Annotated in this window: 24 protein-coding genes; 13 read left to right on the forward strand and 11 right to left on the reverse strand. The window is 70.8% G+C overall.

All coding sequences use genetic code 11. From position 1 onward, the window contains the following. Positions 1–6: 6 nt before the first annotated feature. From Q0818_RS01250 to Q0818_RS01265, 4 genes are read left to right on the forward strand one after another with little or no spacing between them, the layout of a single operon-like run. Entirely contained in the window at positions 7–1,047 is a 1,041-nt protein-coding gene (locus tag Q0818_RS01250; RefSeq protein ID WP_298870446.1) for an ABC transporter permease, read from the forward strand. After that, positions 1,044–1,892, forward strand: coding sequence for an ABC transporter permease (locus Q0818_RS01255; RefSeq protein ID WP_298870447.1), 849 nt, complete (start codon positions 1,044–1,046; stop codon positions 1,890–1,892). The genes Q0818_RS01250 and Q0818_RS01255 overlap by 4 nt, the downstream gene beginning before the upstream one ends. Then, entirely contained in the window at positions 1,889–3,547 is a 1,659-nt protein-coding gene (locus Q0818_RS01260; RefSeq protein WP_298870450.1) for an ABC transporter ATP-binding protein, read from the forward strand. The genes Q0818_RS01255 and Q0818_RS01260 overlap by 4 nt, the downstream gene beginning before the upstream one ends. After that, entirely contained in the window at positions 3,544–4,740 is a 1,197-nt protein-coding gene (locus Q0818_RS01265; protein WP_298870452.1) for a PLP-dependent aminotransferase family protein, read from the forward strand. The genes Q0818_RS01260 and Q0818_RS01265 overlap by 4 nt, the downstream gene beginning before the upstream one ends. Before the next feature lie 210 nt (positions 4,741–4,950). Here the strand turns inward: Q0818_RS01265 and Q0818_RS01270 are convergent, their stop codons facing one another. Next, positions 4,951–5,961 (reverse strand): LLM class flavin-dependent oxidoreductase, encoded by a 1,011-nt coding sequence (locus Q0818_RS01270; protein WP_298870454.1) that lies wholly within the window; start codon positions 5,959–5,961, stop codon positions 4,951–4,953. Between the two features lie 215 nt (positions 5,962–6,176). Between Q0818_RS01270 and Q0818_RS01275 the strand changes: the two genes are divergently transcribed. Genes Q0818_RS01275 through Q0818_RS01300 form a run of 6 tightly spaced genes read left to right on the forward strand, consistent with a single transcriptional unit; the run spans position 6,177 to position 13,144 of the window. After that, the gene (locus Q0818_RS01275; protein WP_298870455.1) at positions 6,177–7,445 is read left to right on the forward strand and encodes an ADP-dependent glucokinase/phosphofructokinase; all 1,269 of its coding nucleotides are present in this window, start codon (positions 6,177–6,179) and stop codon (positions 7,443–7,445) included. A 47-nt stretch (positions 7,446–7,492) separates the two neighbouring features. Further along, positions 7,493–8,506, forward strand: coding sequence for a hypothetical protein (locus Q0818_RS01280; RefSeq protein WP_298870457.1), 1,014 nt, complete (start codon positions 7,493–7,495; stop codon positions 8,504–8,506). Between the two features lie 37 nt (positions 8,507–8,543). Next, on the forward strand, positions 8,544–10,007 hold the full coding sequence (locus Q0818_RS01285; RefSeq protein ID WP_298870459.1) for an aldehyde dehydrogenase family protein: 1,464 nt from the start codon (positions 8,544–8,546) through the stop codon (positions 10,005–10,007). Beyond that, on the forward strand, positions 10,007–11,290 hold the full coding sequence (locus Q0818_RS01290; protein ID WP_298870461.1) for a four-carbon acid sugar kinase family protein: 1,284 nt from the start codon (positions 10,007–10,009) through the stop codon (positions 11,288–11,290). Before Q0818_RS01285 ends, Q0818_RS01290 begins: the two co-directional genes overlap by 1 nt. Next, complete coding sequence (gene pdxA / locus Q0818_RS01295; protein WP_298870463.1) at positions 11,287–12,279, forward strand: 4-hydroxythreonine-4-phosphate dehydrogenase PdxA; 993 nt, start codon at positions 11,287–11,289, stop codon at positions 12,277–12,279. The genes Q0818_RS01290 and pdxA overlap by 4 nt, the downstream gene beginning before the upstream one ends. A gap of 10 nt (positions 12,280–12,289) precedes the next feature. After that, on the forward strand, positions 12,290–13,144 hold the full coding sequence (locus Q0818_RS01300; RefSeq protein ID WP_298870465.1) for a DeoR/GlpR family DNA-binding transcription regulator: 855 nt from the start codon (positions 12,290–12,292) through the stop codon (positions 13,142–13,144). Between the two features lie 268 nt (positions 13,145–13,412). Here Q0818_RS01300 and Q0818_RS01305 read toward each other — a convergent pair whose 3' ends face one another. From Q0818_RS01305 to Q0818_RS01325, 5 genes are all read right to left on the reverse strand, one after another. Further along, a complete protein-coding gene (locus Q0818_RS01305) occupies positions 13,413–14,072 on the reverse strand; it encodes a nucleoside/nucleotide kinase family protein (protein ID WP_298870467.1) in 660 nt (219 codons plus the stop codon). Then, positions 14,069–15,031 (reverse strand): PfkB family carbohydrate kinase, encoded by a 963-nt coding sequence (locus Q0818_RS01310; RefSeq protein WP_298870469.1) that lies wholly within the window; start codon positions 15,029–15,031, stop codon positions 14,069–14,071. The genes Q0818_RS01305 and Q0818_RS01310 overlap by 4 nt, the downstream gene beginning before the upstream one ends. Next, positions 15,024–15,833 carry an ATP-binding cassette domain-containing protein gene (locus Q0818_RS01315; RefSeq protein ID WP_298870470.1) on the reverse strand — a complete coding sequence of 270 codons (810 nt, stop codon included), beginning with the start codon at positions 15,831–15,833 and terminating at the stop codon, positions 15,024–15,026. The genes Q0818_RS01310 and Q0818_RS01315 overlap by 8 nt, the downstream gene beginning before the upstream one ends. Further along, positions 15,830–16,828 (reverse strand): ABC transporter permease, encoded by a 999-nt coding sequence (locus Q0818_RS01320; RefSeq protein ID WP_298870472.1) that lies wholly within the window; start codon positions 16,826–16,828, stop codon positions 15,830–15,832. Before Q0818_RS01320 ends, Q0818_RS01315 begins: the two co-directional genes overlap by 4 nt. 104 nt (positions 16,829–16,932) lie before the next feature. Continuing rightward, positions 16,933–17,943, reverse strand: a complete 1,011-nt coding sequence (locus Q0818_RS01325; protein WP_298870474.1) for a substrate-binding domain-containing protein — start codon at positions 17,941–17,943, stop codon at positions 16,933–16,935. A 197-nt stretch (positions 17,944–18,140) separates the two neighbouring features. On the opposite strand from Q0818_RS01325, the gene Q0818_RS01330 reads away from it, so the two are divergent. After that, the gene (locus Q0818_RS01330) at positions 18,141–19,142 is read left to right on the forward strand and encodes a LacI family DNA-binding transcriptional regulator (protein WP_298870475.1); all 1,002 of its coding nucleotides are present in this window, start codon (positions 18,141–18,143) and stop codon (positions 19,140–19,142) included. A gap of 75 nt (positions 19,143–19,217) precedes the next feature. Further along, entirely contained in the window at positions 19,218–20,240 is a 1,023-nt protein-coding gene (fbaA, locus tag Q0818_RS01335) for a class II fructose-bisphosphate aldolase (RefSeq protein ID WP_298870476.1), read from the forward strand. Positions 20,241–20,260: 20 nt separating this feature from the next. On the opposite strand, the gene Q0818_RS01340 is transcribed toward fbaA, so the two are convergent. Next, positions 20,261–20,998, reverse strand: coding sequence for a GNAT family N-acetyltransferase (locus Q0818_RS01340; protein ID WP_298870477.1), 738 nt, complete (start codon positions 20,996–20,998; stop codon positions 20,261–20,263). A gap of 114 nt (positions 20,999–21,112) precedes the next feature. Here Q0818_RS01340 and Q0818_RS01345 point away from each other — a divergent pair, with 114 nt between their 5' ends. Continuing rightward, complete coding sequence (locus tag Q0818_RS01345) at positions 21,113–21,622, forward strand: GNAT family N-acetyltransferase (RefSeq protein WP_298870478.1); 510 nt, start codon at positions 21,113–21,115, stop codon at positions 21,620–21,622. A gap of 130 nt (positions 21,623–21,752) precedes the next feature. On the opposite strand, the gene Q0818_RS01350 is transcribed toward Q0818_RS01345, so the two are convergent. The 4 genes from Q0818_RS01350 to Q0818_RS01365 form a co-directional block, all read right to left on the reverse strand. Next, positions 21,753–22,256 (reverse strand): GNAT family N-acetyltransferase, encoded by a 504-nt coding sequence (locus tag Q0818_RS01350; RefSeq protein WP_298870479.1) that lies wholly within the window; start codon positions 22,254–22,256, stop codon positions 21,753–21,755. A gap of 69 nt (positions 22,257–22,325) precedes the next feature. Continuing rightward, positions 22,326–23,306, reverse strand: coding sequence for an ABC transporter substrate-binding protein (locus tag Q0818_RS01355; RefSeq protein ID WP_298870480.1), 981 nt, complete (start codon positions 23,304–23,306; stop codon positions 22,326–22,328). Between the two features lie 160 nt (positions 23,307–23,466). Continuing rightward, positions 23,467–24,249 carry an amino acid ABC transporter ATP-binding protein gene (locus tag Q0818_RS01360; protein WP_298870482.1) on the reverse strand — a complete coding sequence of 261 codons (783 nt, stop codon included), beginning with the start codon at positions 24,247–24,249 and terminating at the stop codon, positions 23,467–23,469. After that, positions 24,246–25,304 carry an amino acid ABC transporter permease gene (locus tag Q0818_RS01365; RefSeq protein ID WP_298870484.1) on the reverse strand — a complete coding sequence of 353 codons (1,059 nt, stop codon included), beginning with the start codon at positions 25,302–25,304 and terminating at the stop codon, positions 24,246–24,248. Before Q0818_RS01365 ends, Q0818_RS01360 begins: the two co-directional genes overlap by 4 nt. Between the last annotated feature and the right edge of the window lie 295 nt (positions 25,305–25,599).

Raw genomic sequence — 25,599 nt, forward strand, 5'->3', positions numbered from 1 at the left:
GCGCGCATGCTTCGCACCTACGGCCGTTTCGCGCTGCGGCGCACCGGTCAGGCGATCGTCGTCGTGCTGCTGGCGTACCTGTTCACGTTCGCCGTGATCAGCGTCCTGCCCGGCGACCCCGTCACCAGCACCCTCCGCAACCCCGACAACGGCTTCACGGAAGACGACATCGCCCGCATCGTCGCCTACTACGGGCTCGATCAGCCGTGGTGGGTGCAGCTGTCGTCGTCGCTCGGCCGCTTCGTGGTGGGCGACCTCGGCGTCTCGCTGCGATCCAACCTGCCCGTCGGTTCGCTCGTCGTCGACGCCCTCGGCTCGACCCTGAGCCTCGCCGCGGTCGCCCTGCTCGTCGCCGTCGTGCTGGCGGTCGTCATCGCGTACGGCACCCAGTTCCTCCCCCCTCGCCTGGGACAGGGCGTGCTGCGGTCGCTGCCCTCGCTGTTCCTGTCGGTCCCGAACTTCGTCATCGGCCTCCTGCTCATCCACGTGTTCGCCTTCGGCCTCGGGCTGTTCAGCATGATCGACACCGAGACGCCGTGGGGGACCTTCTTCGCGGCCGTGGCACTCGGCATCCCGGTGTCCGCCCAGCTCGCGGAGGTGCTCATCGCCTCGCTCGACCACGAGTCGCGGCAGGAGTACGTCGCCGTGGCGCGCTCGCGCGGACTGCGATCGGGGGCGCTGTTCCTGCGGCACCTCGCGAAACCATCGGCGCTGCCGACCGTGACGGTGCTCGCACTGATCGTGGGCGAGCTGCTCGGCGGGGCGCTCATCACCGAGGCGATCTTCGGACGCGTGGGTGTGGGCACCCTCGTGGAATCGGCCGTCGCGAGCCAGGACCTGCCGGTGCTGCAGGCGGTGGTCTCGCTCGCCGCGCTGGTCTTCGTGGTCGTGAACCTCCTCGCCGACCTCGCCTATCCGCTGCTCGATCCGCGCGTGTCTATCGCTTCCCGCGGTCGCGCTGCCGGCGGCGCGTCCAGCTCGGACGGGCCCGCGGCCTCACCGGAGGCGTCGACTCGGTCGCGGCGCGAGGAGGTGGGCGTCGCATGACCGCCGCCTCCGCCCTCGTGCCGCGCTTCTCGATCGCCCGCGTCCGCGGCATCCGTCCGCGCGTTCCGGTGAGCGTCGTCGTGTCGTTCCTCGTCGTGGCGGTGGTGCTCGGCTGGTCGCTCGCCCCGACGCTGTTCACCTCGCAGAACCCCGCGCTCGGGGTGCCGGCCGACAAGCTCCAGGCCCCCGGCGCCGCGCACCCGCTCGGCACGGACCACCTGGGTCGCGACCTGTTCGCCCGCATCGTCTTCGGTGCCCAGTCGTCGGTGACGAGCGCCCTGGTCGCCGTGGCGATCGGCGTGATCGTGGGCGGCGTGATCGGTCTGCTCGCGGGCTTCCTCGGATCGTGGATCGACGTGGTGCTCGCGCGCTTCATCGACGTGCTGCTGGCGATCCCCGCCTTCCTCCTCGCGGTCGTGATCGTCAGCTCGCTCGGCTTCCAGACCATCAACGCCGCGATCGCCACGGGGGTCTCCGCCGTGGCCGTGTTCGCCCGCGTCATGCGGGCGGAGGTGCTGCGGGTGCGCTCCGCGGTGTCCGTCGAGGCGGCACGGCTGCAGGGAGGCTCGCGCCTGCACGTGCTGTTCCGCCACGTGCTGCCCAACGCCTCGCGCTCGCTCGTGCCGCTCGCGGTGCTGCAGTTCGGACTGTCGATCCTCGTCATCGCGGGGCTCGCGTTCCTCGGCTACGGCGACCCGCCCCCGGCATCCGATTGGGGATTGCTCATCTCGGCGGGCAAGGACTACCCGCGCGCGCCGTGGCTCGTGCTGTGGCCGGCCCTGGTCACGGTGGCGACGGTGCTGTCCATCAACCGCATCAGCCGGTGGCTTCGGAGGACCTCATGACCATCGCACTTCCTTCCGCTCGGAAGGCGACTGTTCCGGCCCCCGCCCTCCTGCGGGTGCACGATCTGTCGGTCTCTTATGCGCGCACGACGGTGGTGCACGAGGTGTCGTTCGCGATCCCGCGCGGGGGCAGTCTCGCGCTCATCGGGGAGTCGGGTTCGGGCAAGTCGACGATCGCGCGGTCGGTGCTGCGGCTGCTGCCGCGCGGTGTCGGGCGGGCGGAGGGACGCGTCGGGCTCGACGGCACGGAGGTGCTGGGCCTGTCCGAGGGGGCGTTCCGGCCGCTGCGCGGGCGTCGGATCGGTTTCGTGCCGCAGGACCCCTCGCACGCGCTCAACCCCGTCCGCACGGTCGGCGCTCAGGCGCACGAGGCGGCTGCGCTCGCCGGTCTCCGCGACGCGCGGGAGCAGCGCGAGGCGATCCTCGACGTCTTCTCGCGCGTCGGCCTGCCCGACCCGCGTCGCGCGTACGACTCCTACCCGCACCAGCTCTCGGGCGGCATGCTCCAGCGCGTACTGATCGGCCTCGCCGTGCTGCCGCGTCCCGACCTGCTCGTCGCCGACGAGCCGACGAGCGCCCTCGATGTGACGATCCAGAAGCGCATCCTCGACCTCCTGGAAGACCTGCGCGCCGACCTCGGCATCGGGTTGCTGCTCATCACCCACGACCTCGCGATCGCCGCCGAGCGCACCGACGAGATCGTCGTGCTCAAGGACGGTCGCGTGCAGGAGGCCGGGCCGACCCGCGCCGTGTTCGCCGCGCCGACCTCGCCCTATACGGTGCAGCTGCAGGCCGACGCGCCCGCACTGAACCCCGACCGCTACCGACGCGATCTCGACGACCGCGGGGTCGACGCGTGGACCACCGACACCGCGTCGGCCCGCATCGACGTGAGTGGGATCTCGAAGAGCTTCGTCGTCGACGGCACGGCGCGGCCCGCCGTGTCGGGGGTGTCTTTCCGCGTTCCCCCCGGCACCACGCACGCCCTCGTGGGGGAGTCGGGGTCGGGGAAGACGACGACGGTACGGTTGCTGCTCGGCCTCGAGACGCCCGACGCCGGGCGCATCCTCGTCGACGGACAGGCGGTCACGGGGCGCCCCGACGCAAAGCTGCACGGCATCCGACGCCACCTGCAGCTGGTGTATCAGAACCCCTTCACCTCCCTCGATCCCACGTGGAGCGTCGGGCGCATCGTCCGCGAACCCCTCGACCGCTATCGCGTGGGCACGCGGCGGGAGCGATCGACGAGAGTGACCGAGGCGCTGGATGCCGTGGGCCTGCCGCCCCACCTGGCCCGTCGTCGCCCCGACGCCCTGTCGGGCGGCCAGCGTCAACGCGTCGCGATCGCGCGCGCCCTCGTGCTCGAGCCCGATGTGATCGTGCTCGACGAGCCCACCTCGGCGCTCGACGTGACGGTACAGGCGGGGGTGTTCGACGTGCTGCGCCGCCTGCAGCGCGAGCGCGGTCTCACCTACCTCTTCGTCTCGCACGACCTCGCGCTCGTGCGGCAGATCGCCGACACCGTCTCGGTGCTCAAAGACGGTCGCGTCGTCGAGGCCGGTCGTGTGGACGACGTGCTCTCGCATCCGCGCGAGGACTACACCCGCGCCCTCGTCGACGCCATCCCGTCCCCCGACCTCCGGAGCTCCCGATGACCGTGCTGTCCCTTCCCCGTTCCCGTCCCGCGCTCATCGAGGCGTTCACCGCGCCGAAGGGATTCGGCGATCAGACCCTGCGCGATCGCCGCCCGGATGCGATCGAGCTGCTCGGCGGCATCCCGGATCCGTCGGTGCTGCCGACCGCCGAGCTCGCGGAGGCGACCGCGCGCGTGCTCGCCCGGCCGGGAGCGTCGTCGCTGCAGTACTCCCGCACGGAGGGGATCCCGGGGCTGCGCGAGTGGATCGCCGCGCGCGAGGGCGTCGACGTCGCGCGCGTGCTCGTCACCAACGGCGGCTTCCATGGGCTCGCGCTCGCCGTGCAGGCCGTGCTCGAACGCGGCGACCTCGTCGCCGTCGACAACCCCGTGTTCCCGCTCTTCCTGCGCGGGCTGGAGCTGGCCGACGCGCGGGTGCTGCCGATCCGCGTGGGTGCCGAGGGCCTCGACGTCGACGAGCTCGCCGCGCGCCTGCGCGAGGGGGCGCGCCCCGCCGCGGTGTACACCGTGCCCGAGTTCCACAACCCCTCGCAGTCGTCACTGCCGACCGCGCGACGGCGTGAGCTGGTCGCTCTGGCCGAGAAGTACGGCTTCGTCATGTTCGCCGACGACCCCTACCGCGAGCTGCGATTCCGCGGGGAGCCCGAGTCGCTGACCCCCTTCCACGACTCCGACCACGTCATCCACGTCAACACGTTCACCAAGACGCTCGGCCCGGGGCTTCGGCTGGGGTGGATCGTGCTGCCGCCGCGTCTGGTCCCGGATGCCGTGGCCCTGCGCAGTCGCCAGGACTCGCATTCGTCGACCTTCGTCCAGGCCGTGATCGCGGAGCTGCTCACGAGCGACGCGGAGCTGTTCGACCGGGTGCTGGGTCGGGCGCGGGCGTTGTACCGCTCCCGCGCACACGCGCTGGCGGACGCGCTGGAGGCGGAGGCGCCCGGGGCGTTCGAGGTCACGGTGCCCGACGGTGGGCTGTTCCTCTGGCCGCGCGTGAACGACGACGCGATCGACGCCGACCGCCTCGCCGCCGACGCGAGCGCCGAGGGCGTGGAGTACCAGCGCGGCTCCTTCTTCCCCTCGGGACCGGGGACGGATGCCGACCGCCACCTGCGCCTGGCCTATGGCGACACCGATGAGGAACGGCTGCGCGAGGCCGCACGCCGACTGGGGCGGGCGGTGGCGCGGCAGCGCTGAGCCGCGGCTCGTGCGCGCCCGCTCGGCGCTGCGCGTGAAGTCGGTGATGTGCGCAACCTCGGTCCGAACGGGCGGACGCCGGCGGAGGATGTGCGCATCGCGGAGGTTGTGCGCGCGGGCCGTGCCGGTGGGTGCCGCACGCAGGGTCAGGGGTTCGCGCTACGTCAGTCCGGACTGCCGGCCGAGGTCGGGCCGCCGACCGGCGGCGAGTCACTCGCCCGGCGCCCACCCCAGGAGCGGGCCGAGTCGGCCCGCGATGTCCTCGAGGATCTGCACGTAGTCGTCGGCGGCGAAGTCGAAGGGCAGGGCGAACGCCACCTCGTCGACCTCGGGGAACGCCCGCGACGACAGCAGTCGCTCGGCGATCTGCTCTGACGTGCCGACGAGATCTTCGGCGAACAGCAGTCCGCGCGGGCCGTGGGGGATGCCGATGCGCCCGCGCCGCGCCTCGGCGTATGCCTCGTAGCGCCGGCGCTGTGCGGGTGACGCCGTGTCGGTCGGGACCACCACCAGTCCCTGCGAGACGCGGGCGCGCTCACCGGCGCGGTGCGTCTCGCGGTAGAGCAGGATCTGCGCGTGCTGCTCCCGGTCGAAGTCGGTGGTCTCTCCCGCCTGGACGACGCTGCTCGTCAGGAGGTGGAAGTCGTCCTCGGCCGCCCACACCGCCGATCGGGCGCTGCCCGCCCCGTACCAGAGGCGTTCCGCCAGGCCGGGCGAGTGCGGCTCCACGCGCTCGGAGAACTCCTCGATGCCCTCGGTGCCGGCGCGGGCGCTGATCGCATCCCCGGCGATGAACCTTCGCAGCCGCGCGAGGCGTTCGTATCCGAAGTTTTCGTGCTCGACGGTGTCGGGGTACAGCGCCGCGGCGACGTCGTCGAGGCGCGGCGGCGGCCCCACCGAGAACCCCGGCTCGAGGCGCCCGCCCGAGAGCACGTCGACCGTGGCCAGGTCTTCCGCGAGTCGCAACGGGTTCTCCCACCCGAGCGGGATGACCGCGGTGCCGAGGCGGATGCGGCTCGTGCGCTGGGTAGCCGCGGCGAGCACGGCCACGGGCGAGGAGATGCCGTACTGCAGGTGCCGATCGCGCAGCCACGCGCTGTCGAAACCGAGGCGCTCGCCGCGCTCGATGATCGACAGGGTCGTCTCGTGTCCGGCCCGCGGATCCTCGCGATCGAACAGGCCGATGGTGAGGAAGCCGAGGGAGCGCAGGCGGCGGGTCACGGCATCGACGATAGAGGGCGCTGCCTTCGACTCGCCTCGTTCTCCGTCACCGCCCGCAATATGCGCATATCGCGCGACTTTCACATTTAGTTGCGCAAATTGCGCGACTCGCTTAGTCTCGGATCACGAGGTCACCCGACCCACCTTCCCGCGTTCGACGCGGCATGTGGCGCGACGCGGCATCGACGACGAGGTCGCGAGGGAGTGGCACAGGAATGAGCGAGACGCTGTCGGGCGACGACCTCCGCACGGTCGACGAGGCGCGAGCGAAGTACGCCGCCGTCCTCGGCGAACTCGACGGGCTCGTGCGGACCGCGCCGCTGATCGGGACCGGATTCTCCGTCTGCAACGACCACATCTGCTCCGTCGGCGAGGCCGAATTCGCGGCGATCGTCGAGGCGCAGGACGACGACGACCAGGAAGTGCGCGACCTCGCCCGATGGCTGCACGATCGCATCCTCAACGGTCGCGGAGGCGAGGTCCTCGCAGCGCGTCGGGGATTCGACTGGATCGCGCGCACGTTCCGGGGCACGCCCACGATGGGCGGGACCGGCGCGCAGGTCTCCCGCGTGCTGGCATCCCTCGGTGTGCAGAGCGTGCTCGCGCTGACGGATCGGACCGCCGTGCAGCTCGAGACGATGGACGACGGGCTCCGCGTCGTCGGCGACGACGGCGACCTGCACTCGCCCCGCGAGATCACGCCGTCGACCGAGCGACCGAACGACCCGATCTTCGTCTTCCAGTTCACGCAGGGCGTGCGGCTGCGCGCAGCCACCGACGATGCCGACGAGGTGACGACGCGCCGCTCGACCCGCATCATCCTGCGTGCCCCGGCACGCACCCTCGATCTGGACGATGCCTTCGCCGCATACGTCGAGGGACAGGGGCTGACGACGGTCCTGCTGTCCGGCTTCCAGACGGCTGCGCCGTCCGCCGTCGAGCCCACGCGTGCGTGGTTCGAAGACCGGTTCGCGGGGCTCGCCGAGCGCCGCCGCCTCGTGCACTTCGAGATCGCCGAGTACGAGAGCCACGAGCACGCCCGCTCCACCGTCACGGCGCTGGCCGGGTTCGTCAACAGTCTCGGCATGTCGCTCTCGGAGCTCGATCAACTGGCATCCACGTCCGATCCGGTCGAGGCGGCGGTCGCCATCGCGAACGAGCTCGGACTGGACCGTCTGAGCGTGCACGCCGACGATTTCGCCTTCGTCGTGACCACCGGCGATCCCGCGCTCGAAGAGAAGGCGCTGCTGACCGGGTGCCTGCTCGCCGCGACCCGCGCGGTCACCGGAGCCCCCGTGCTGCCGCGCGAGATGCCGGCCGGGACCGCCCTCGGCTCCCTCCCGGCGTCGCTACGCCGCGAGTCGCCGGATCCGCGCTACCGCCTCGTCGCGGTGCCCTCTCCGTACACGCCCTCGCCCCGCGTGACGCTCGGCCTCGGCGACACGTTCGTCGCCGGGATGCTGCTCGCGCTCGCGCCCCGCTGATCCCGCCCCCGACCTCGACAGACCACCCACGAGAAGAAGGTCCCTCCGTGTCTCACTCCACCTCTGCTCCGCTGCCCCACGACGTGGGCAAGGTCCGATCGCTGCGCCGGTCGACGACCGCCGACGGGTTCTTCACGCTGTGCGCGATCGACCACCTCTCCGACTTCCAGATCCTCATCGACGACGACCCCTCGAAGGTCACGTACGAACAGACGGTCGAGGGGAAGCACCGGGTGATCGCCGGCCTGCGCGAATCGGTGAGCGGCTTCCTGGTCGACCCGCAGTACTCCTACGCCCAGTCGGTGCTGTCGGATGCCATCGGGAGCGACATCGGCGTCATGGTCAGCCTCGAGGACGACGGCTACCTCGGCGACGCCACCGAGCGCGCCACGCGGATGCGCGAGACGTGGAGCGTCCGCCAGGCGAAGCTCGCCGGGGCCGACGTCGCGAAGCTCCTGTGGTTCTACCGCCCCGAGTCCCCGTACGCCGCGCAGCAGCGCGATCTGGTCTCCGCGCTGGCGGAGGAGGCCGCCGACTGGGCGATGCCCCTCGTGGTCGAGCCCATCTGGCATCCGCTCGCCGGGGAGGACCCCACGTCGTCGGCGTGGAAGCAGGCGCGCATCGACGGGATCGTCGAGTCGGGCCGGCTGGCCGTGGACCTCGGTGCCGACGTGCTCAAGACGGAGTTCCCGGGCTACCTCGGCGCCGGTGGCGACGTTTCGCGCGCCGAGGACGCCCTCGCGCAGTTGGATGCCGCGATCGACGTCCCCTGGGTCATCCTCTCGGCGGGCGTGGACTTCGCCGAATTCGCCGACCAGGTCGAGCTGTCGTCGAAGGCGGGCTCCAGCGGGTGGCTCGCGGGCCGCTCCATCTGGCGCGAGGCCGGAACGGCGACCACCGACGAAGCCTGGAACGTCGGCATCGAGCTGGCGCGGCAGCGCCTGCAGGACCTGACGAACATCACCCGCACCCACGCGCGGCCCTTCCGCCCCTCGCTCTCCGCGGAGGGCATCTCGAGCGGGTGGTACGAGACGTACCACGCCGAGGCCGCACGCTCCTGATCCGACGACGTCCGAAGAAGAACGCAAAGAGGTCATCATGTCGAACGCCATCACCACTGATCTGCTCATCGCCGGCGAGCTCACCGCCGGTCACGGCGCGCCGCGCGAGGTGCGCAACCCGGCGACGGAAGAAGTCGTCGCCGTCGTGCACGACGGCAGCACCGACGACCTCGAGCGGGCGCTGGCCGCCGCCGACCGCGCGTGGGGGCCCTGGGCGGCGACGCCGCCGGGGGAGCGGGCCGCGATCCTGCGCCGCATCGCCGACCTGCTCGACGAGCACGCCGAGGAGCTCGCGCAGCTGTTGGTCGCCGAGGTGGGCAAGCCCATCTCGGAGGCTCGGGGGGAGACCGGCGCCACGTCGGGATACTTCCGCTACACGGCCTCGTTGCTCGAGACCCTGACCGACGAGATGGGCTACACCCCCAACAGGGGCGAGAGCCTGTGGGTCCGTCGCCGACCGCACGGCGTGGTCGGGGCGATCATCCCGTGGAACTACCCCTCGGCGCTGACCTCGCGCAAGATCGCCCCCGCGATCGCCGCGGGCAACGCCATCGTGGTCAAGCCCGACGAGAAGACGCCGCTGTCGGCGCTCGCGGTCGCCCGGATCATCCATGAGAGCGGCCTGCTGCCTGACGGCCTCGTCAACGTGGTGACCGGACCGGGCGAGGTCATCGGATCGGCCCTCGTCACGAGCCGGACCACGCAGATGATCTCGATGACCGGCAGCACGTTCGCCGGCAAGGCGATCCTGGCGGCTGCGGCATCCCAGGTGAAGCCCGTCTCGCTCGAGCTGGGAGGCAACGCCCCTCTGATCGTCATGCCCGACGCCGACCTCGATCACGCGGTGGCCGAGACCGTCGCGTCGCGGCACGCGAACAACGGGCAGGTCTGCATCTGCGCCGAGCGCATCTACGTCCATCGCGACGTGTACGACGACTTCGTCCAGCGCTACGTCGCCGCCGTCGGCGAGCTCGTCGTCGGCGATCCGCTGTCCGAGTCCACGCAGCTCGGCCCCAAGGTCAGCCGCGCCGAGCTCGAGAAGACGCAGGCCCTGGTGGCGGAATCGATCGCCCAGGGCGCCCGCGTCGTTCTCGGGGCGGATCTTCCGGATGCCGAGGCCTTCCGGGCCGGCTACTGGATGAACCCCGTCGTGCTCGCCGACGTCACCGACGAGATGGCGGTGTTCACGCACGAGGTGTTCGGGCCCGTCTCGCCCATCAGCTCGTTCGACACGTGGGACGAGGTCGTGGCGCGGGCGAACGACACGAACTACGGGCTGTCGGCCTACGTCTTCACCTCGAGCCTCGACACCGCGTTCCGCGCGAGCGACGACCTCAGCTTCGGCGAGGTGTACGTCAACCGCACGGGCCCCGAGGAGATGAACGGGTTCCACACCGGCTTCCGCGAGAGCGGACTGGGCGGCGACGACGGCCCGCACGGGTTCGATCAGTTCTTCCGCCGTCAGACCACCTACGTCCGACACACCTCGCAACGCCCCTGATGTCGACGCACATCGACGGCGAGCCGGAGACGCGGCGAGGGGTGGCGGTGATCGCCGACGACCTCACCGGGGCTCTCGACGCGGCCGCCCCCTTCTCCGCACACGGCTTCACGACCCAGGTCATCCCGTCGTCCGCCATCGACGCCCGCTCCGGTCACGGGGCCGACGTGCGCATCCTGTGCTCCGACACCCGCGACCTCTCGCCGTTCGCCGCCGCGGACAAGAGGGATCGCTGCATCGATCTCGTGCTCGAGGCCCCGGCGATGCGCCTCGGCCTGAAGATCGACTCGCTCCTGCGCGGCTCCATCGCGGCCGACATCCGGGCGGTCGTGTCGCGGCTCGAGCAGCCCGGGCCGGTCTTCCTCGCGCCGGCGCTTCCGGAGCAGGGCCGGGTCACCCGGGAGTCCCGCGTCGTCGTCGACGGGGTCGACCTCGACGACACGGAGAGCTACGTGCGATTCGCGGCACCGACCGCGCGCCTGCTCGCCGAGCAGACGGGTTTCGCGGTCCGCGTCGTGGGCCTCGACGAGCTGCGCTCCGACGCCTTCGGCAGCGCGGTCGTCGGGGCGCCGCACTCGCGCCCGCTCATCTACGTCTTCGACGCAGAGACGGATGCCGACCTCCGCCGCATCGTCGAGATCGGGGTCGCATCCTCCGTCGCCCTGTGGGTCGGTTCGGCCGGCCTGTTCCGACAACTGGCGATCGAGCTGTCCGGGTCGGACACCGCGACGCGGGACGACGGATCCGCTCCGACTCTCCCCGCGCTCACCACCCAGCGCGATCCGCGCATCCTCGTCGTGTCGGGGAGCGCCTCCGCGCGGTCGTCGGCCCAGCTCGAGGCGCTCGTGGCCGACGGGGCGGTCGCGTGCTACGCGGAGGATCCCAGCGACGTCTCCCGTCTCATCCGCGAGTTGCGGGCGGCGCTCGCCACCGGAGCCGTCGCGGCGATCGGGGTGCAGCGCCCCGTCGACGACACGCTCCCGCTTGATCCGAAGCACGCCCGTGTCATCGCCGCCGTCGTCGCGGAGTTGCGCGGGTACGTCGATGGGATCGTTGTCGTCGGCGGCGAGACCTCCCGCCAGAGCTTCAAGCAACTGGGCGTCCTCACGCTCCACGTGACGGCATCCCTCGACGGCGGCATGGCCGCGGGTCTCGCCGAGCCCGGGCTGAACGCTCCGCAGGCGGCCTTCCCCTTCGTCTCGAAAGCCGGATCCTTCGGCGACGACGAAGCCCTCATCCGCGCCGTCACCCATCTGCAGCGGCAACTCGAAGGAGCACAATGACCAGTCCACGCATCGCCATCACCATGGGAGACCCCGCGGGCGTCGGCCCGGAGATCATCGTGAAGGCCCTCGGGGACCCCGCCGTGCGCGAGACGACCCACGCCGTCGTCATCGGCGACCTGGCCTGGCTGCGCGAGGTCGCCGGCATGCTCGGCTCCGACGTGGAGTTCACGGCGGTCGAGCACCCCGACGAGGCGGACTTCGACGGTGCGGCCGTGCCGGTCGTCGACCTCGCCAACGTGACCCCCGAGGTCGCCTTCGGCCAGCTCTCGGCCGCCGCGGGCGACGCCGCCTACCGCTACATCGCGCGCGCCGTCGACCTGGCCGTCGACGGATCCGTGGATGCCATCTGCACGGCGCCCCTGAACAAGCAGGCGCTGCACCTCGCGGGGCACATCTACCCGGGGCACACCGAACTGCTCGCCGATCTGACCGGTACCGAGGAGGTGTCGATGATGCTCAGCGCGCGGTCGCTGCGCGTCATCCACGTGACGACCCACCTCGGCCTCATCGACGCGATCGACCGCATCGAGCCGGGCCTGGTGACCCGCACCATCGAGCGTGCCCACCGGACCCTCGTCGACGCGGGGGTCGAGAAGCCCCGCATCGCGGTCTGCGCGATCAATCCCCACGGCGGTGAGAACGGCCTCTTCGGGTACGCCGAGGAGGAGCTGAAGATCGCGCCCGGGATCGAGAAGGCGCGCGAACAGGGCATCGACGCCCAGGGCCCCGTGCCCGCCGACACGGCGTTCTTCCGCGCGGTCCGCGGCGACTTCGACATCGTCGTGGCGATGTACCACGACCAGGGGCACTGCCCCGTGAAGGTGCTCGGCATCGATGCCGGGGTCAACATCACCGTGGGGCTCCCCGTGGTGCGCACCTCGGTGGACCACGGAACGGCTTTCGACATCGCCGGCACGGGGATCGCCGACGGGGCGGGCATGACCGAGGCGCTTCGTCAGGCTGTGCTGCTCGCCCGAGTGCGATAGACACGTTCTCATGCGACACAGCGCGTCACCGTCGTCCGCCGACGCCGTCCCGGCCTCGCCGGGTGCCCGCGGCGCCACCCGGGCACGCCGCGAACGCATCGTCGCCATGGTGCAGTCGGGCGAGACGGCGGTCGAGAGCCTCAGCGCCGTCCTCGCCGTCTCGCCGTCGACGATCCGGCGCGACTTGGCCGAGCTGCGACGCGACGGGCGCATCACCCGCACCTACGGCGGAGCCCTGCTCACGGGCCACGGACACGAGACCACGGTCGACGAACGCGACGGCCAGGCGTGGGAGCAGAAGCACGCGATCGCCCGGCGCGCCCTCGAACTCGTCGCCGACGGCGACACCGTCTTCCTCGACGGCGGCACCACGGTCGGTCAGCTCGTGCCCGGGCTGACGTCGTTCCGCAATCTGACGGTCATCACGAACTCCCTGACCGAGCTGCCCACGCTCATGGAGGCGCCGTTCACGGTGATCTTCCTCGGCGGTGAACTGCGCCGACCGAGCCAGAGCACGGTGGGACCGCTTTCCGAGGAGGCGCTGCGCCGGGTGAGCGCCGACCACGCGTTCCTCGGGGCCGACGGCATCGTCGCGGGCCGCGGCATCTGCGAAGCCGACCTGACGCAGACGATCATCAAGGAGTCGATGTCGCGCAACGCCCTGCGCACGCACGTGCTCGCCGACTCGTCCAAGCTCGGCAACGCGCCCTTCACGGCATGGGCCGTGTTGTCCGGGGGCTACACGCTCATCACCGACGACGGGGCCTCGCCCGAGCAGCTGCGTCCGTTCGAGCAGGACTCCGGCGTCGAGGTGATCGTCGTGCCCGCCGGTGCGGCGAAGCGACCCACCGGCCCCTCCGTCTGAGCGGCGTGACGGGGGATCCCCGTTCCGCCGCGGTCCGAGCCGCATCGCGAGCCTCGGCCTCCCGTCCTCCGTGCTTCACGGTCGGGGGACAGCCCCCGCCCATCCGAGGCGTCGCGCTGGTGATCGCATCGGCGCGCCCGTCGGACGCGCCTCGGGCCGGGCTGCACCGCCGGGGCCCGGCACCCCGCCCGCCCGTCGGTGCGACGACGACGCCCCCGGCCACCGCGGAACGGGTATTCCGCGGCAGCCGGGGGCGTCCTCGCCTCGGTCAGTCGACGAGACGGATCACGCGATCGGCGTGGCGCGCGGTCGAGTGGATGAGGTCGGCGTTGATCTGGTCCGAACCGAGGGTCCAGAACCGCGCGTCGTCGATGGATTTCCCGAATGCCTGATGGCGCCGGATGAGGCGCTCGTGGCGCAGGTCCTCCGCCGGGGCGAGGAACCAGACGGCATCCACGGCCGCCCGGGCCTTCGGCCACGCGTCCTTGTCGAGCAGGAGGTAGTTGCCCTCCGTGACGACCAGGGGCGTTTCGGGACGGATGCCGATGCTCGAGCCGATCGGCTCCTCGATCTCGCGCCGGAAGACCGGGGCGTAGATGACGGCATCCGTCGGCTTCTGCGCGTGGATGCGCTCGATCAGGTGGGCGTAGCCGTCGTCGTCGAAGGTGTCGTGAGCACCTTTGCGATCACGTCGTCCGAGCGCGAGAAGGACCTCGTTCGCGAGGTGGAAACCGTCCATCGGGACGAGGACGGCGCTCTCGGAGCCCAGGGCGTCCACGATGTGCGCCGCCACCGTCGACTTGCCGGCTCCCGGAGCGCCGGTGAAGCCGAGGATGCGGCGCGTTCCGGGCACGGCGAGCGAGCGGGCCTGGGCGACGACCTCGTCGAGGGTGAGCTCTTCGACGGTCGGGGTGAAGGGCGTGGTCATGGTCGAACCTGTTTCTCGGCCTCGGAGGATGACGGGCCGGACGGAGAGGGGGCGGAGAGGGAGGGGGCGGCGGTCGACGGGGTGCCGAGGGTGGCGAGCCACTCCCGGGGTCCCATCGTCGCCACTCGCCGCCCGGCGATGCGGGCGGCGAAGGCGATGCGCTCGCGGATGTCGGTGTCGGCGGCGGCGACGGCGAACGCGTAGGCGCCGTGGAAGACGTCGCCGGCCCCGAGCGTATCGACCGCGTCCACGGGCGGCACCTCGACCTGGCCCGCAGACCGGTCGCGCTCCGCGTAGTCGACGGCGCCCGCTCCGTGGGTCGTCACGACCACACCGACCCGGCGGCGCAGCTCCTGCGCGCTGCCGTCGGCGGTGTCGGTGCCGGGCATGCGGAAGTCGTCCGAACAGAGCATGTGCGGATCGAGGTCGATCAGATCGTCCATCACCGGTTTCCACCGTCCGGCGTCGACGACGACCGGCACACCGACCGTTCGCGCGGCTCCGGCGACGGCTACCGCGAGGGCGGGGTGGTGCCCATCGATCAGCACGACGTCGGCGTCCCCGACGAGAGCCTGCGCGTCGGCCTGCGCGGGGGCGGCGACGTTCGCGCCGGTCGCGTCGATCGACACCACGCTGCGCTGAGCTTCGGCGGGGTTGACGCTGACGGCCGACACCGCCGCGCGATCCCGGTCATCGGGCGTCAGATCGACGATCCGCACACCGTGACCCTCGAGGTCTGCGACGATGACCTCCGCGACCGGGCCGCGCCCGATCGCCGTGACCAGGGTCGCCTCCCCGCCCAGCGCGGCGAAGGTCACCGCCGCGTTCGCCGCAGGTCCCCCTGCCGCGAGGAACTGCGCCGTGGCGGTGACCTTCTCGTTCGGCGCCGGAGCGCGGTCCACGACGTGGACCACGTCCAGCGTCGTCAGTCCGACGAAGACGCCTCGCGGCTCAGACACGTCCCGCGCGCTCGTCGTCGGTGGGCCGCTCGGCACCGGTCATCAGGGCGACGACCTCCGACATGCTGCGCTGCTTCGGATCGACCACGCCCGCCCGCTGGCCGAGGCGGTGCACGTGGATGCGATCCGCGATCTCGAACACGTGCGGCATGTCGTGACTGATGAGGATCACGGGGATGCCACGGTCCTTGATCGAGCGGATGAGGTCGATGACCTGTCCGGACTCCTTGACGCCGAGAGCGGCCGTCGGCTCGTCCATGATGATGACGCCGCGGCCGAAGGCGGCGGCGCGGACGACGGCGACGCCCTGTCGCTGACCTCCGGACAACGTCTCGACGGCCTGGTTGACGGACTTGATCCCGATCTTCAGATCGGCCAGGTGCGCCGACGACTCCTTGCGCATCCGCGGCATGTCGAGCTGGCGGAACAGCGACCCCCGGATGCCCTTGCGCCGCACCTCGCGGCCGAGGAACACGTTCGAGGCGATGTCGAGCGCCGGGATGACCGCGAGGTCCTGGTAGACCGTCTCGATGCCCTTGGCCCGGGCGTCGCGGGTGTTGTGGAACACCACGCGCTCGCCGTTCATGCGGATCTCTCCGGCGTCGGGGACGATGGCGCCCGCGAGGGCCTTGATGAGGCTCGACTTGCCGGCGCCGTTGTCGCCGACGACCGCGAGGATCTCGCCGTGACGCAGCTCGAAGTCCGCTCCGTTGATGGCGGTGACGCTGCCGTACCGCTTGACGAGGCCGCGCGCCTCGAGCGCGTACGGCGAGGGGGTCTTCCCCTGTGCAGAACCGGTCATGAGGTCCTCCTACGTGCGAACTGGTCGACGGCGACGGCGATGATGACCAGGATTCCGGTGGCGATGTTCTGGTAGAGGCTGTCGACACCGGCCTGGGTGAGGCCGTTGCGCAGCACGCCGACGATGAGCGTTCCGATGAGCGTTCCGATGACGCTGCCGCGTCCGCCGAAGAGGCTCGTTCCGCCGATCACCACGGCCGTGATGGTCTCGAGGTTGGCGTTCTGGTAGGCGTTCGGGTCGGCATTGGGGATGCGCCCGAGGGCGGCCCACGCGGCGATCATGGCGATGATGCCGGTGACGAGGTAGACCGAGAAGAGCGTGCGGTCGGACTTGATGCCCGACAGCTTCGCGGCGGTCATGTTGCCGCCGACGGCGTAGACGTGCTTGCCCCACGCGGTCTGCGAGAGCGCGTACCAGACCAGCGCGTAGACCAGCAGCATCGCCACGACGCCGTAGGTGGTGGAGAAGGAGCCGATGCGGAACGACGTGCCGAGGAAGGTCAGCGGACCTTCGGGCACCTGGTAGGTCTGCGAGCCCGCGAACAGACGTGTCGCCGCTTGGATGGCGGTGAACGTGCCGAGCGTCACGATGAACGGGGGCAGGCGCAGGACGGTCACCAGACCGCCGTTGACGGCGCCGAGCGCCATGCACACCAGCAGGGTGGCGCCGAGGGCGACGAAGGGGCCGGTGGTGCCGAGGGCCTGGGCGGCGACGAGGGTGCCGAGCACCGCGACGGAACCGATCGACAGGTCGATGCCCGACGTCAGGATGATGAGCGTCTGGCCGACGGCGAGGATGCCGACGACCACCGACTGCTGAAGGATCAGCGAGACGTTGTTCGGGTTGAGGAAGGTCGGGGTGATGATGCTGAAGATGAGGATGGCCAGCAGGAGCGCGCCGATGGGGCCCAGCAGGGGCTCGCGGATGACGCGCTCGAGCAGTGAGCGCGACTTCTGCCCCGGGGTGACGACCGCAGAGGTCGGGGTGGAGTTCATGATGTCCTTCACGTGTCGAACGTGGCTGTTAAGGGGGAACGTGGCCAGGGGGCGATCAGCGCAGGCGATCGCCCCCGGCACGTGTGCTCGTCAGCGGAGGCCGATCAGCCCCAGCAGTTCTCGGCTCCCCAGGTGGTGTCCTTCGACTCGACGCCGTCGACGGGCTTGTCGGTGACCAGCTGCGACCCGGTGTCGTTGAAGCCGGACGGCTTGGTGCCGTCCTTGGCGTACTGCACGACCGCCTGCACGCCCTGCTCGGCCATCTTGGCCGGGAACTGCAGGACCGTCGCGCCGATGATGCCCTTCTTCACGTTCTCGATACCCGTGCAGCTGCCGTCGATCGAGCCGATCGTGACCTGGTCGGTGAGACCTGCCGACTTGATGGCCTCGTAGCCGCCGGCTGCGGCGGGCTCGTTGATCGTGTAGAGGGCGTTGATCCCCGGCGCGCGCTGGAGGAGGTTCTCCATCGCGGTCTGCGCCTTGGTCTGGTCGCCGTTGGTGTCGGCCTGGCCGACGATCTCGCTCGATCCCTCGGTGATGCCCGCGCCCTCGAGGAAGCCGTCGTGACGGAAGGTGTCGACGGTGCCGCCGGGGGTGCCGTCGAGCATCGCGAGCTGAGGGGTCTTGTCGCCGAGGGCGGCACGCACCCACTTGCCCTGCAGGACGCCGGCCTGCTTGTTGTCGGTCGCGAAGGTCGCGTCGACCGCGTCCTCCGGGTCGGTCGCGGTGTCGAGCGCGATGACGATGACGCCCGCGTCGCGCGCCTGCTTGATCGCGTTCAGGATGCCGGACGACGAGTTGGGCGTGATGAGGATGCCCTTCACGCCCTGACCGACGAGGTTCTCGATCGCGGCGACCTGACCCTCGTTGTCGCCGTCGAAGGCGCCGGCGAGGGCGATGAGCTCGGCACCCTCGGACTCCGCGGCGGCCTTCGCCGACTCGCGGATCTTGACGAAGAAGGGGTTGGAATCGGTCTTGGTGACGACGCCGATCTTGATGGCGTCGCCGCCACCCGAACCACCGCTGCCGGAACCGCCGCTGCAGGCGGTGAAGATCATGGAACCGGCGATGACGGCGGCTCCGAGCGCCACCATCCTCTTGGATCGCTTGAACATCTCGGGACTCCCTTGGCCTCTGTGAACCGGGCAACTTTGTCCGGCTCGGCTACCGTAAGGCCGCGCAAGGGCTTGCGCAAGCGCTTGCTATTTATTTCTCCCCGGCTATCGTGGGCGGTACGGTTGGGCGGATCCCGCCGAGCAGCACACCCGGTGTCAGGCGCTCGGGACGGATTCGAAGACGATGGAGTTACCCGATGGCAACCATGGACGATGTCGCCGCGCGTGCCGGCGTCTCGGGGACGACGGTCTCGCACGTTCTCAACGGCACGCGCTATGTGAGCGACGCCACACGGGCGAAGGTCGAGGCGGCCATCGCCGAACTCGGGTACCGCCACAACATGGCCGCGCGCGCCCTCGCGGCCGGCCGCAGCCAGACCATCGGGCTGTCGATCTCCGCGCTGACCAACCCCTACTTCGGCTCCCTCGTGCACGCCATCGAGAAGCAGGTGACCGAGGCCGGCTACATGCTCGTGTCCGGTGACTCGCACGACGACGCCACCATGGAGAAACGCGTCGTGGAGTCGTTCCTCGACCGCCGGGTCGACGGCATCATCATGGCCCCCTCGGTCGGCGCGGAATATCGGACGATTCCGCAGATCACCGCCTCGAACACCCCGCTGATCCTCATCGACCGCAACGCGCCGGTCGACTGCGATCAGATCACGCCGGAGAACATCGATTCGTCGTACCTGCTGACCCGTCACCTCCTGGAGAAGGGGCACCGTCAGGTCGCGGTCGTCACCGGTCTGGCGGGCCTCGGGTCGACCTCCGAGCGGTATCAGGGCTACGTCCGTGCCCTGGCCGACTTCGAGATCGAGGTCGACGAGACCCTCGTGCTCAACGGAGCGTCGAAGGCCGAGGTGGCGCAGGAGGCCGTCGTCCGCCGGTTCCGCGAACCGCACGGACGTCCGACCGCCCTCGTCGTGATGAACAACGCCATGTCGATCGGAGCCATCCGCGGTCTTCGTTCGCTCCACCTCGCCATCCCCGATGACGTGGCGTTCTGCGGGTACGACGACTTCGAATGGGCCGACCTGTTCGAACCCCAGCTGACCACGGTCGCTCAGAACGTCGAAGAGATGGGCTCGCGAGCCGTCGAGCTGCTGTTCCAGCGCATCTCCGGCAACGATGCTCCCGCCCGACGCCTTCAGGTGCCCACGACCTTCCGTCACCGCCATTCGTGCGGATGCCGCTAGCGCGCGGCCGCCCCCTTCCCTCCGTGGCGCTGCCCAGCGCCCGCACCCCCGACCATCGTTTCGAAGGAGAACCCGATGCCCATCGCCACCCCCGACGTCTACCGCGACATGCTCGACCGGGCGCGTGAGGGCGGGTTCGCGTACCCGTCGATCAACGTCACGAGCTCGCAGACCCTCAACGCCGCTCTGCAGGGGTTCGCCGAGGCGGAGAGCGACGGCATCATCCAGGTGTCGGTCGGCACCGCGCTCTACCTTTCCGGAAATCGCGTGCAGAACCGCGCCCGCGGGTCCAAGGCGCTCGCCCTGTACGCGCACGAGGTGGCGGCCGACTACGGCGTCAACGTCGCGCTGCACACCGATCACTGCGCCTCCGAGAACCTCGACGACTGGGTGCGCCCGCTCCTGCGCGATTCGATCGAGCGGCGTTCCCGCGGCCTCGAGCCGCTCTACCAGTCGCACATGTGGGACGGTTCGGCCCTGCCGCTGGCGCAGAATCTCGCCGTGGCGCGGGAGCTGCTCGACGAGTCGGTGCGGGCGAACACGCTGCTGGAGATCGAGGTCGGCGTCGTCGGCGGCGAGGAGGACGGCGTCGAGCACGAGATCGACGACAAGCTGTACAGCACCGTCGACGACGCGCGCGAGACGGTCGCCGCCCTGGGGGCGGGAGAGGCCGGTCGCTACCTGACCGCGTTGACCTTCGGCAACGTGCACGGCGTCTACAACCCCGCCTCGGTGCACCTGCGCCCCGAGATCCTCGGCGAGATCCAGTCGGTGATCGGCGGCGAGGTCGGGCGGGAGAAGCCGTTCGACCTCGTGTTCCACGGCGGATCGGGGTCGTCCGACGCCGACATCGCCACCGCGGTCGCCCACGGTGTCGTCAAGATGAACATCGACACCGACACCCAGTACGCCTTCACCCGTTCGATCGCCGGCCACATGATCGGCAACTACGACAAGGTCCTGAAGATCGACGGCCGCTACGGCGACAAGAAGGCCTACGACCCGCGCAGCTGGGGCAAGACCGCCGAGACGGCGATGGCCCGACGCGTGGTCGAGGCCGCCGTCAGCCTGGGCTCCGCCGGTCGCACCGCGCGCTGAGCGGAGGCGGGTCGGGCACCCTATGCCGGCGTCCGCACCGCCGCGAAGCGGTTGCGCCGCCGCAGCGTGAAGCCCAGCTTCTCGTACGCCGCGATCGCGTTCACGTTTCCCGCGGCGGCGTGCATCATCGCTCGGTCGCCGCGCTGCTGGATGTGGAAGGCCACATCGAGCACGAGACGCGAGGCGAGCCCGTGACGCCGGTGGTCGGCATCCACCGCGACCGCGCTGATCTCGGTCCAGCCGGTGGGGTGCAGGCGCTCGCCCGCCATCGCGACGAGCCGACCCTCGCGACGGATGCCGATGTACCGGCCGAGCTCGTACGTGCGGGGCCGGAACGGGCCGGGCTGATTGCGCTCGACGATCGCGATCATGTCCGCGGCGTCGGCGGCTCCGAGCTCGATCGCCTCCTCGAAGGGGCGTGTCTGCAGGGCGTCGGTCTCGACGAGCTGCACACCCTCGCCGCCACCCAGGAACTCCCAGCCCGCCGGGAGCTCTCCCTCGTAGCCCGACAGGCCCACTTCGGCGCCGGGTCCGACGAGGTCGCGCAGGGCGTCCCACACTCCGGGCTCGTCCCACGAGCGCACGGCGACGAAGGGGGCGACGTCCTCGGGATATCGACGCACGAGATCGCCGCCGATGGCGAACGAGGCGTGCGGGCCGGCGAGGGAATGCCACGCGGCGTTGTCGAGGACGGTGGCGTCGGCGTGCGGGATGTCGAGGGCGGGAGCGGAGGTCACCGGGACACTCTGCGCCGCCATGGCCCGGGGTGCAAGTCGTCCGACACCGCGCGCAACGCGCGGACGATCCCGACCCGTGTTACCGGGCGTTTCCGACGCGGCCCCGGCCGTCGCGGCCCCCGACAGACTGGGATCATGACCGCGGTGCAGACGACATGGACGATCGAGAACGTCGATTGGCACGATGCGCGGGCGGTCGGGCTGCGCGAGGCGATGGATGCCGAGGTCTCCCCCCGATACGCGGAGGTGTTCGCCGCATTCGACGACGAGACGGCCGCGGTGCTGGCGCGGGATTTCGCCGTCGACCCCGCCTCGATCGTCGAGACCGTGCTCCTTCTCGACGCCGGCGGAGAGGCGGTCGGCCATGCCGCGCTGCGCGCTCTCGGCGAGGAGCTGGAGGTCAAGCGCGTCTACGTCGCCCCCCGCGCGCGGGGTACGGGGGCCAGTCGCGCGCTGATGGCGGAGCTCGAGCGCCTCGCTTCTGCTCGCGGTGCCGCTCGACTCATCCTGCAGACGGGCGACCGCCAGCCCGAGGCCATCGCGCTGTACCAGCGGATCGGCTATGCCCCGATCGAGGTCTTCGAGCCGTACGTGCGCTTCGCGGGCTCGCGCTGCTTCGCGAAGGATCTTCGCGGATCGCCCTAGGCCGCGGCGTGGGCTGCTGTGCTCAGCAGAGCGGAGGGCCGCATCGGATTCAGGGGCGTCTGCGCGGCATCCGGTGCCGTCGTCCGAATCCGTTGCGGATCGGCGACCGTCGCGGCGAACCGCGCGTGCGTCAGAGGTCGAACCCGAAGGCTCGCAGATCGAGCCAGCGGCCGGGCTCGACCTCGACGGGGTGCTCGCGCTCCGTCAGACGGCGGAAGCCCATCTTCCGGTACAGCGCGTGGGCCCCGAGCATCTCGGGGCCGCTGTTCATCACCACGCGAGACGCGCCGCGCTCGCGCGCGAGATCGAGCACGTGGCGCGTGAGCCGTTCCCCCACGCCCCGGCCGCGCGCCGAGGGGGCGACCGCGAGCTGACGGAAGTCGAGTTCGCCCTCCTCCGCGAGGGGTGAGAGGCGCTCGCCGGGTCGCGGTGTCCACACCGTGCCGACGATCACGCCGTCGGTGAGGGCGACCCACACCTCGCCCTGCTCCACCCGTCCGGCGACGTCGGCGAGCGAGGCGAGGTACGCCTCCGAGAGCCCCTCGTAGCTGGCGCGATAGGCCTCGGCGGTGATCCGGCCGGCCTGGGCGTATTCGTGCGGGTCGACGAGTCGGACGGTGAGGGTCGTGGTCATGGCATCCATTCTTCTCGGGCGCACGCGCGGCACGGCCCGGTCGCGCGAGACCGGGCCGTGCGCGGGGAGTCAGGACTTCGGAAGCCCCGGCGGGTTGATCTGCGACGTCGAGATGCCCTCGGACGTCAGGTTCCAGGCCTGCAGCACCTCGGCGTATTTGCCGTTCGCGATGAGGTCGTTCAGCACGATCTGCACCGGCTCGACGAGACCGTTGCCTTTCCGGGTGCCGGCGGCGATGTCGGCCTGCAGCGGGAATCCGCCCGGAACCACCCCGACGACCTTCGTCTCGCCCGTCTCGCGCGCTGCCCACGCGGCGGTCGCGTTCGGTCCGAAGGTCGCGTCGACACGGCCCGACAGCAAGGCGAGGGTCGCTGCGGCGGTGTCGTCGTAGTACTGGAGGTCGGCGGGGGCCTTGCCGGCCGCGACGAGCTGCTCGTTCCAGTTCAGCAGCACCTTCTCCTGGTTGGTGCCCGAACCGACGACGATCTTCAGCCCGGAGATGTCGTCGGCCGATTCGATCCTGCCGATCGTGCTGTCGGCCTTCACCGCGAAGCCGAGCAGGTCCTGACGGTAGCTCGCGAAGTCGTAGAGCTCCTTCCGCTCCTCGGTCACCGTGACGTTGGCGGTGATGAGGTCGTATTTGCCCGACTGGATGCCGAGCGGCCAGTCCGCCCACGCCACCACCACGGGGTTGTACTCGAGGCCGAGCCCTTCGGCGATCAACGAGCCGATGTTCGGCTCCGTTCCGGACGGCAGGGTCTCTCCCTCGGGCACGTAGCTGAGCGGCGGCACGAACGCACCGACGGCGACCGTCAGCTTGCCCGGTTCGATGGGGGTGAACCCGCTCGCCTTCAGAGCGGCGACGGCCGCGGGGACGGCGTCGGTGTGCACCCATTCCGCGGGGGTGTTCGCAGCGGATGCCGAGGCCTCGGGCGCCGCGACCGCCTCGACGGGGCGGGTGAGGCCGATGGTGACGCCGACGCCGACGACCGCGACGAGGGCTGCGGCGATCACGCCGAGCGCGATCCCCTGTTTCTTGCTGAGGGCCATGCTGTGTCTCCTTGTGAGTCTGGGGTTGGACGGTGGAGGTGGCTGAGCGTGTCGAAGCCACCGGGGTGCTGCGGGTGCCGGTCCCTTCGACGGGCTCAGGGACCTCGGGGTTCAGGGGAGGTGGCTGAGCCTGTCGAAGCCACCGGCGGACAGCGGCCGGTCAGCCGAGCACCTTCGCGAGGAACTCGCGCGTGCGCGGGTGCCGTGGTCGAGAGAGCACCTCGTCGGGCGACCCCTGCTCGATCACCCGGCCGTCGTCGAGGAACACCACGCGATCGGCCACCTCGCGGGCGAAGCCGATCTCGTGCGTCACGATCACGAGCGTCGTCCCGAGCTTCGCCAGATCCCGGATGACGTCGAGCACTTCGCCCACCAGTTCGGGATCCAGTGCGCTCGTCGGCTCGTCGAACAGCAGCACCTTCGGTTGGAGGGCGAGCGCGCGGGCGATCGCGACGCGCTGCTGCTGGCCGCCCGACAGCTGCCGCGGATACGCGTCGGCCTTGTGCGCGAGCCCGACACGGTCGAGCAGGCCTCGGGCGAGCTCGAGGGCGTCGCTCTTACTCAGCCGTTTGAGGGCGATCGGCGCCTCGATGACGTTCTCGATCGCGGTCAGGTGCGGGAACAGGTGGAAGTTCTGGAACACGATTCCCACCTGCGTCCGTCGCTGCAGGATCTCGCGCTCGCGGAGCTCGTGCAGCTTGCCGTGGCGCAGCTCGTAGCCGATGAACTCCCCGTCGACCGTGACCGACCCGGCATCCACGGTCTCGAGGTGGTTGATCGTGCGCAGCAGCGTCGACTTGCCCGAACCGCTCGGGCCGAGCAGAGCGACGACCTCACCGGGCTGGACCGTCAGATCGACGCCCCGCAGCACCTCGGTACCGTGGAACGACTTGTGAACGTTGCGGATCTCCACCAGTCCGCGGGTCACGGTCGCGGCGGTCATGCTCCGGCTCCTCGCGTCTCGACGTCATCGGTGGATGCCGGTGTCACGGCATCCGTTCGTCTCCGTCGTTGCGGCGGGGCGGTGTCGTCACCCAACCGCGCCCACTGCGCGCTCACCCAGCGGCGGGCCCGCTGCGCCGGCGTCGGGGGCAGGGCGCGGGCTGAGCCGCGGGCGTAGTACCGCTCGATGTAGTACTGCGCGACGCTCAGGATCGTGGTGATGAGCGTGTACCAGACCACCGCGACCAGCAGCAGCGGGATCACGCGGCTGTTGCGGTTGTAGATGACCTGCACCGCGTAGAACAGCTCGGGGATCGCGATGACGAAGACCACCGACGCACCCTTCACGAGACCGATTACCTCGTTCGTAGCGTTGGGGACGATCGAGCGCATCGCCTGCGGAAGGATGATGCGGAACAGGCGACGGGATGCCGGGATGCCGAGCGCGGCGGCCGCCTCGTGCTGACCCGGGTCGACCGACACGAGCCCGCCACGGATGATCTCCGCCGAGTACGCGGCCTGGTGCAGGCCCAGGCCGAGGATCGCCGCGGCGAAGGCGCTCACGAGCTGCACCGTGGGGAACTCCACGATCCAGAAGTCGGTCGTGAACGGGGTTCCGAGGCCCAGCGTCGGGTAGAGGTAGCCGAGGTTGTACCAGACGATGATCTGCACCACGAGCGGCACCGAGCGGAAGAACCAGATGTAGCCCCACGCGACCGCGTTCAGCAGCGGCGAGGCCGACAGACGCCCGAGGGCCAGGAGCGTGCCGAGCGAGAAGCCGACGACGGCCGAGATCGCCGTGAGCGAGAGCGTGTATCCGATGCCGATCAGCACGGGCTCCGAGAAGAAGTACTCGGCGAACGTCGCCCACATGTACCGGTCGTTCGTCACGAGGCTCCAGGCGAACTGGGCGACGACGAACAGCAGCAGGGCGCTGAGGATCCAGCGCCACCAGTGGCGGACGGGGACGACGGCGATCGTGCCGAGATCGACCGTGGCGGTCGGCCCGGCGGGCGGGGCCGTGCGGTCGGCGGGGGCCGGCGCGGTGGTGGTCATGACGTGCTCCTCGGACTCCGTTTCGGCGCGGGGCGCCGGTGGGTTGCGTCACGGTACGACGGCGTCGGAGGGCGTCGCGAGGTGCCCATTCACACGTCGCAACGGCCCGCCACGCACCGCAATGCGACGCCATGCGCGGTAACACGCTGGACGGCGACTGCGGGGTCGGGTACGTCCGGCTCACGCCGCGCGACCGCCGCGCGGAGCCGTGCACAACTCCTGCATTTCCTGCGGCGGAAGTGGTTACGGGCCTTCGCCCCGCGCTTCTGCAGGAGTTGTGCGTGCCGGGCACCGA

This window comes from uncultured Microbacterium sp. (genome assembly GCF_947489255.1).
In the GTDB taxonomy this organism is placed as follows: Bacteria; Actinomycetota; Actinomycetes; order Actinomycetales; family Microbacteriaceae; genus Microbacterium; species Microbacterium phycohabitans.

What these genes read in the sequence shown, in the direction of transcription:
- Q0818_RS01360 (WP_298870482.1), bottom strand. Translation starts at nt 24,249, where the DNA reads ATGACCGCCGCGACCGTGACCCGCGGACTGGTGGAGATCCGCAACGTT.
- fbaA (WP_298870476.1), top strand. Translation starts at nt 19,218, where the DNA reads ATGCCCATCGCCACCCCCGACGTCTACCGCGACATGCTCGACCGGGCG.
- Q0818_RS01265 (WP_298870452.1), top strand. Translation starts at nt 3,544, where the DNA reads ATGACCGTGCTGTCCCTTCCCCGTTCCCGTCCCGCGCTCATCGAGGCG.
- Q0818_RS01340 (WP_298870477.1), bottom strand. Translation starts at nt 20,998, where the DNA reads ATGGCGGCGCAGAGTGTCCCGGTGACCTCCGCTCCCGCCCTCGACATC.
- Q0818_RS01305 (WP_298870467.1), bottom strand. Translation starts at nt 14,072, where the DNA reads ATGACCACGCCCTTCACCCCGACCGTCGAAGAGCTCACCCTCGACGAG.
- Q0818_RS01260 (WP_298870450.1), top strand. Translation starts at nt 1,889, where the DNA reads ATGACCATCGCACTTCCTTCCGCTCGGAAGGCGACTGTTCCGGCCCCC.
- Q0818_RS01285 (WP_298870459.1), top strand. Translation starts at nt 8,544, where the DNA reads ATGTCGAACGCCATCACCACTGATCTGCTCATCGCCGGCGAGCTCACC.
- Q0818_RS01315 (WP_298870470.1), bottom strand. Translation starts at nt 15,833, where the DNA reads ATGACCGGTTCTGCACAGGGGAAGACCCCCTCGCCGTACGCGCTCGAG.
- Q0818_RS01325 (WP_298870474.1), bottom strand. Translation starts at nt 17,943, where the DNA reads ATGTTCAAGCGATCCAAGAGGATGGTGGCGCTCGGAGCCGCCGTCATC.
- Q0818_RS01365 (WP_298870484.1), bottom strand. Translation starts at nt 25,304, where the DNA reads ATGACCACCACCGCGCCGGCCCCCGCCGACCGCACGGCCCCGCCCGCC.
- Q0818_RS01345 (WP_298870478.1), top strand. Translation starts at nt 21,113, where the DNA reads ATGACCGCGGTGCAGACGACATGGACGATCGAGAACGTCGATTGGCAC.
- Q0818_RS01330 (WP_298870475.1), top strand. Translation starts at nt 18,141, where the DNA reads ATGGCAACCATGGACGATGTCGCCGCGCGTGCCGGCGTCTCGGGGACG.
- Q0818_RS01250 (WP_298870446.1), top strand. Translation starts at nt 7, where the DNA reads ATGCTTCGCACCTACGGCCGTTTCGCGCTGCGGCGCACCGGTCAGGCG.
- Q0818_RS01350 (WP_298870479.1), bottom strand. Translation starts at nt 22,256, where the DNA reads ATGACCACGACCCTCACCGTCCGACTCGTCGACCCGCACGAATACGCC.
- Q0818_RS01355 (WP_298870480.1), bottom strand. Translation starts at nt 23,306, where the DNA reads ATGGCCCTCAGCAAGAAACAGGGGATCGCGCTCGGCGTGATCGCCGCA.
- pdxA (WP_298870463.1), top strand. Translation starts at nt 11,287, where the DNA reads ATGACCAGTCCACGCATCGCCATCACCATGGGAGACCCCGCGGGCGTC.
- Q0818_RS01290 (WP_298870461.1), top strand. Translation starts at nt 10,007, where the DNA reads ATGTCGACGCACATCGACGGCGAGCCGGAGACGCGGCGAGGGGTGGCG.
- Q0818_RS01275 (WP_298870455.1), top strand. Translation starts at nt 6,177, where the DNA reads ATGAGCGAGACGCTGTCGGGCGACGACCTCCGCACGGTCGACGAGGCG.
- Q0818_RS01320 (WP_298870472.1), bottom strand. Translation starts at nt 16,828, where the DNA reads ATGAACTCCACCCCGACCTCTGCGGTCGTCACCCCGGGGCAGAAGTCG.
- Q0818_RS01255 (WP_298870447.1), top strand. Translation starts at nt 1,044, where the DNA reads ATGACCGCCGCCTCCGCCCTCGTGCCGCGCTTCTCGATCGCCCGCGTC.
- Q0818_RS01300 (WP_298870465.1), top strand. Translation starts at nt 12,290, where the DNA reads ATGCGACACAGCGCGTCACCGTCGTCCGCCGACGCCGTCCCGGCCTCG.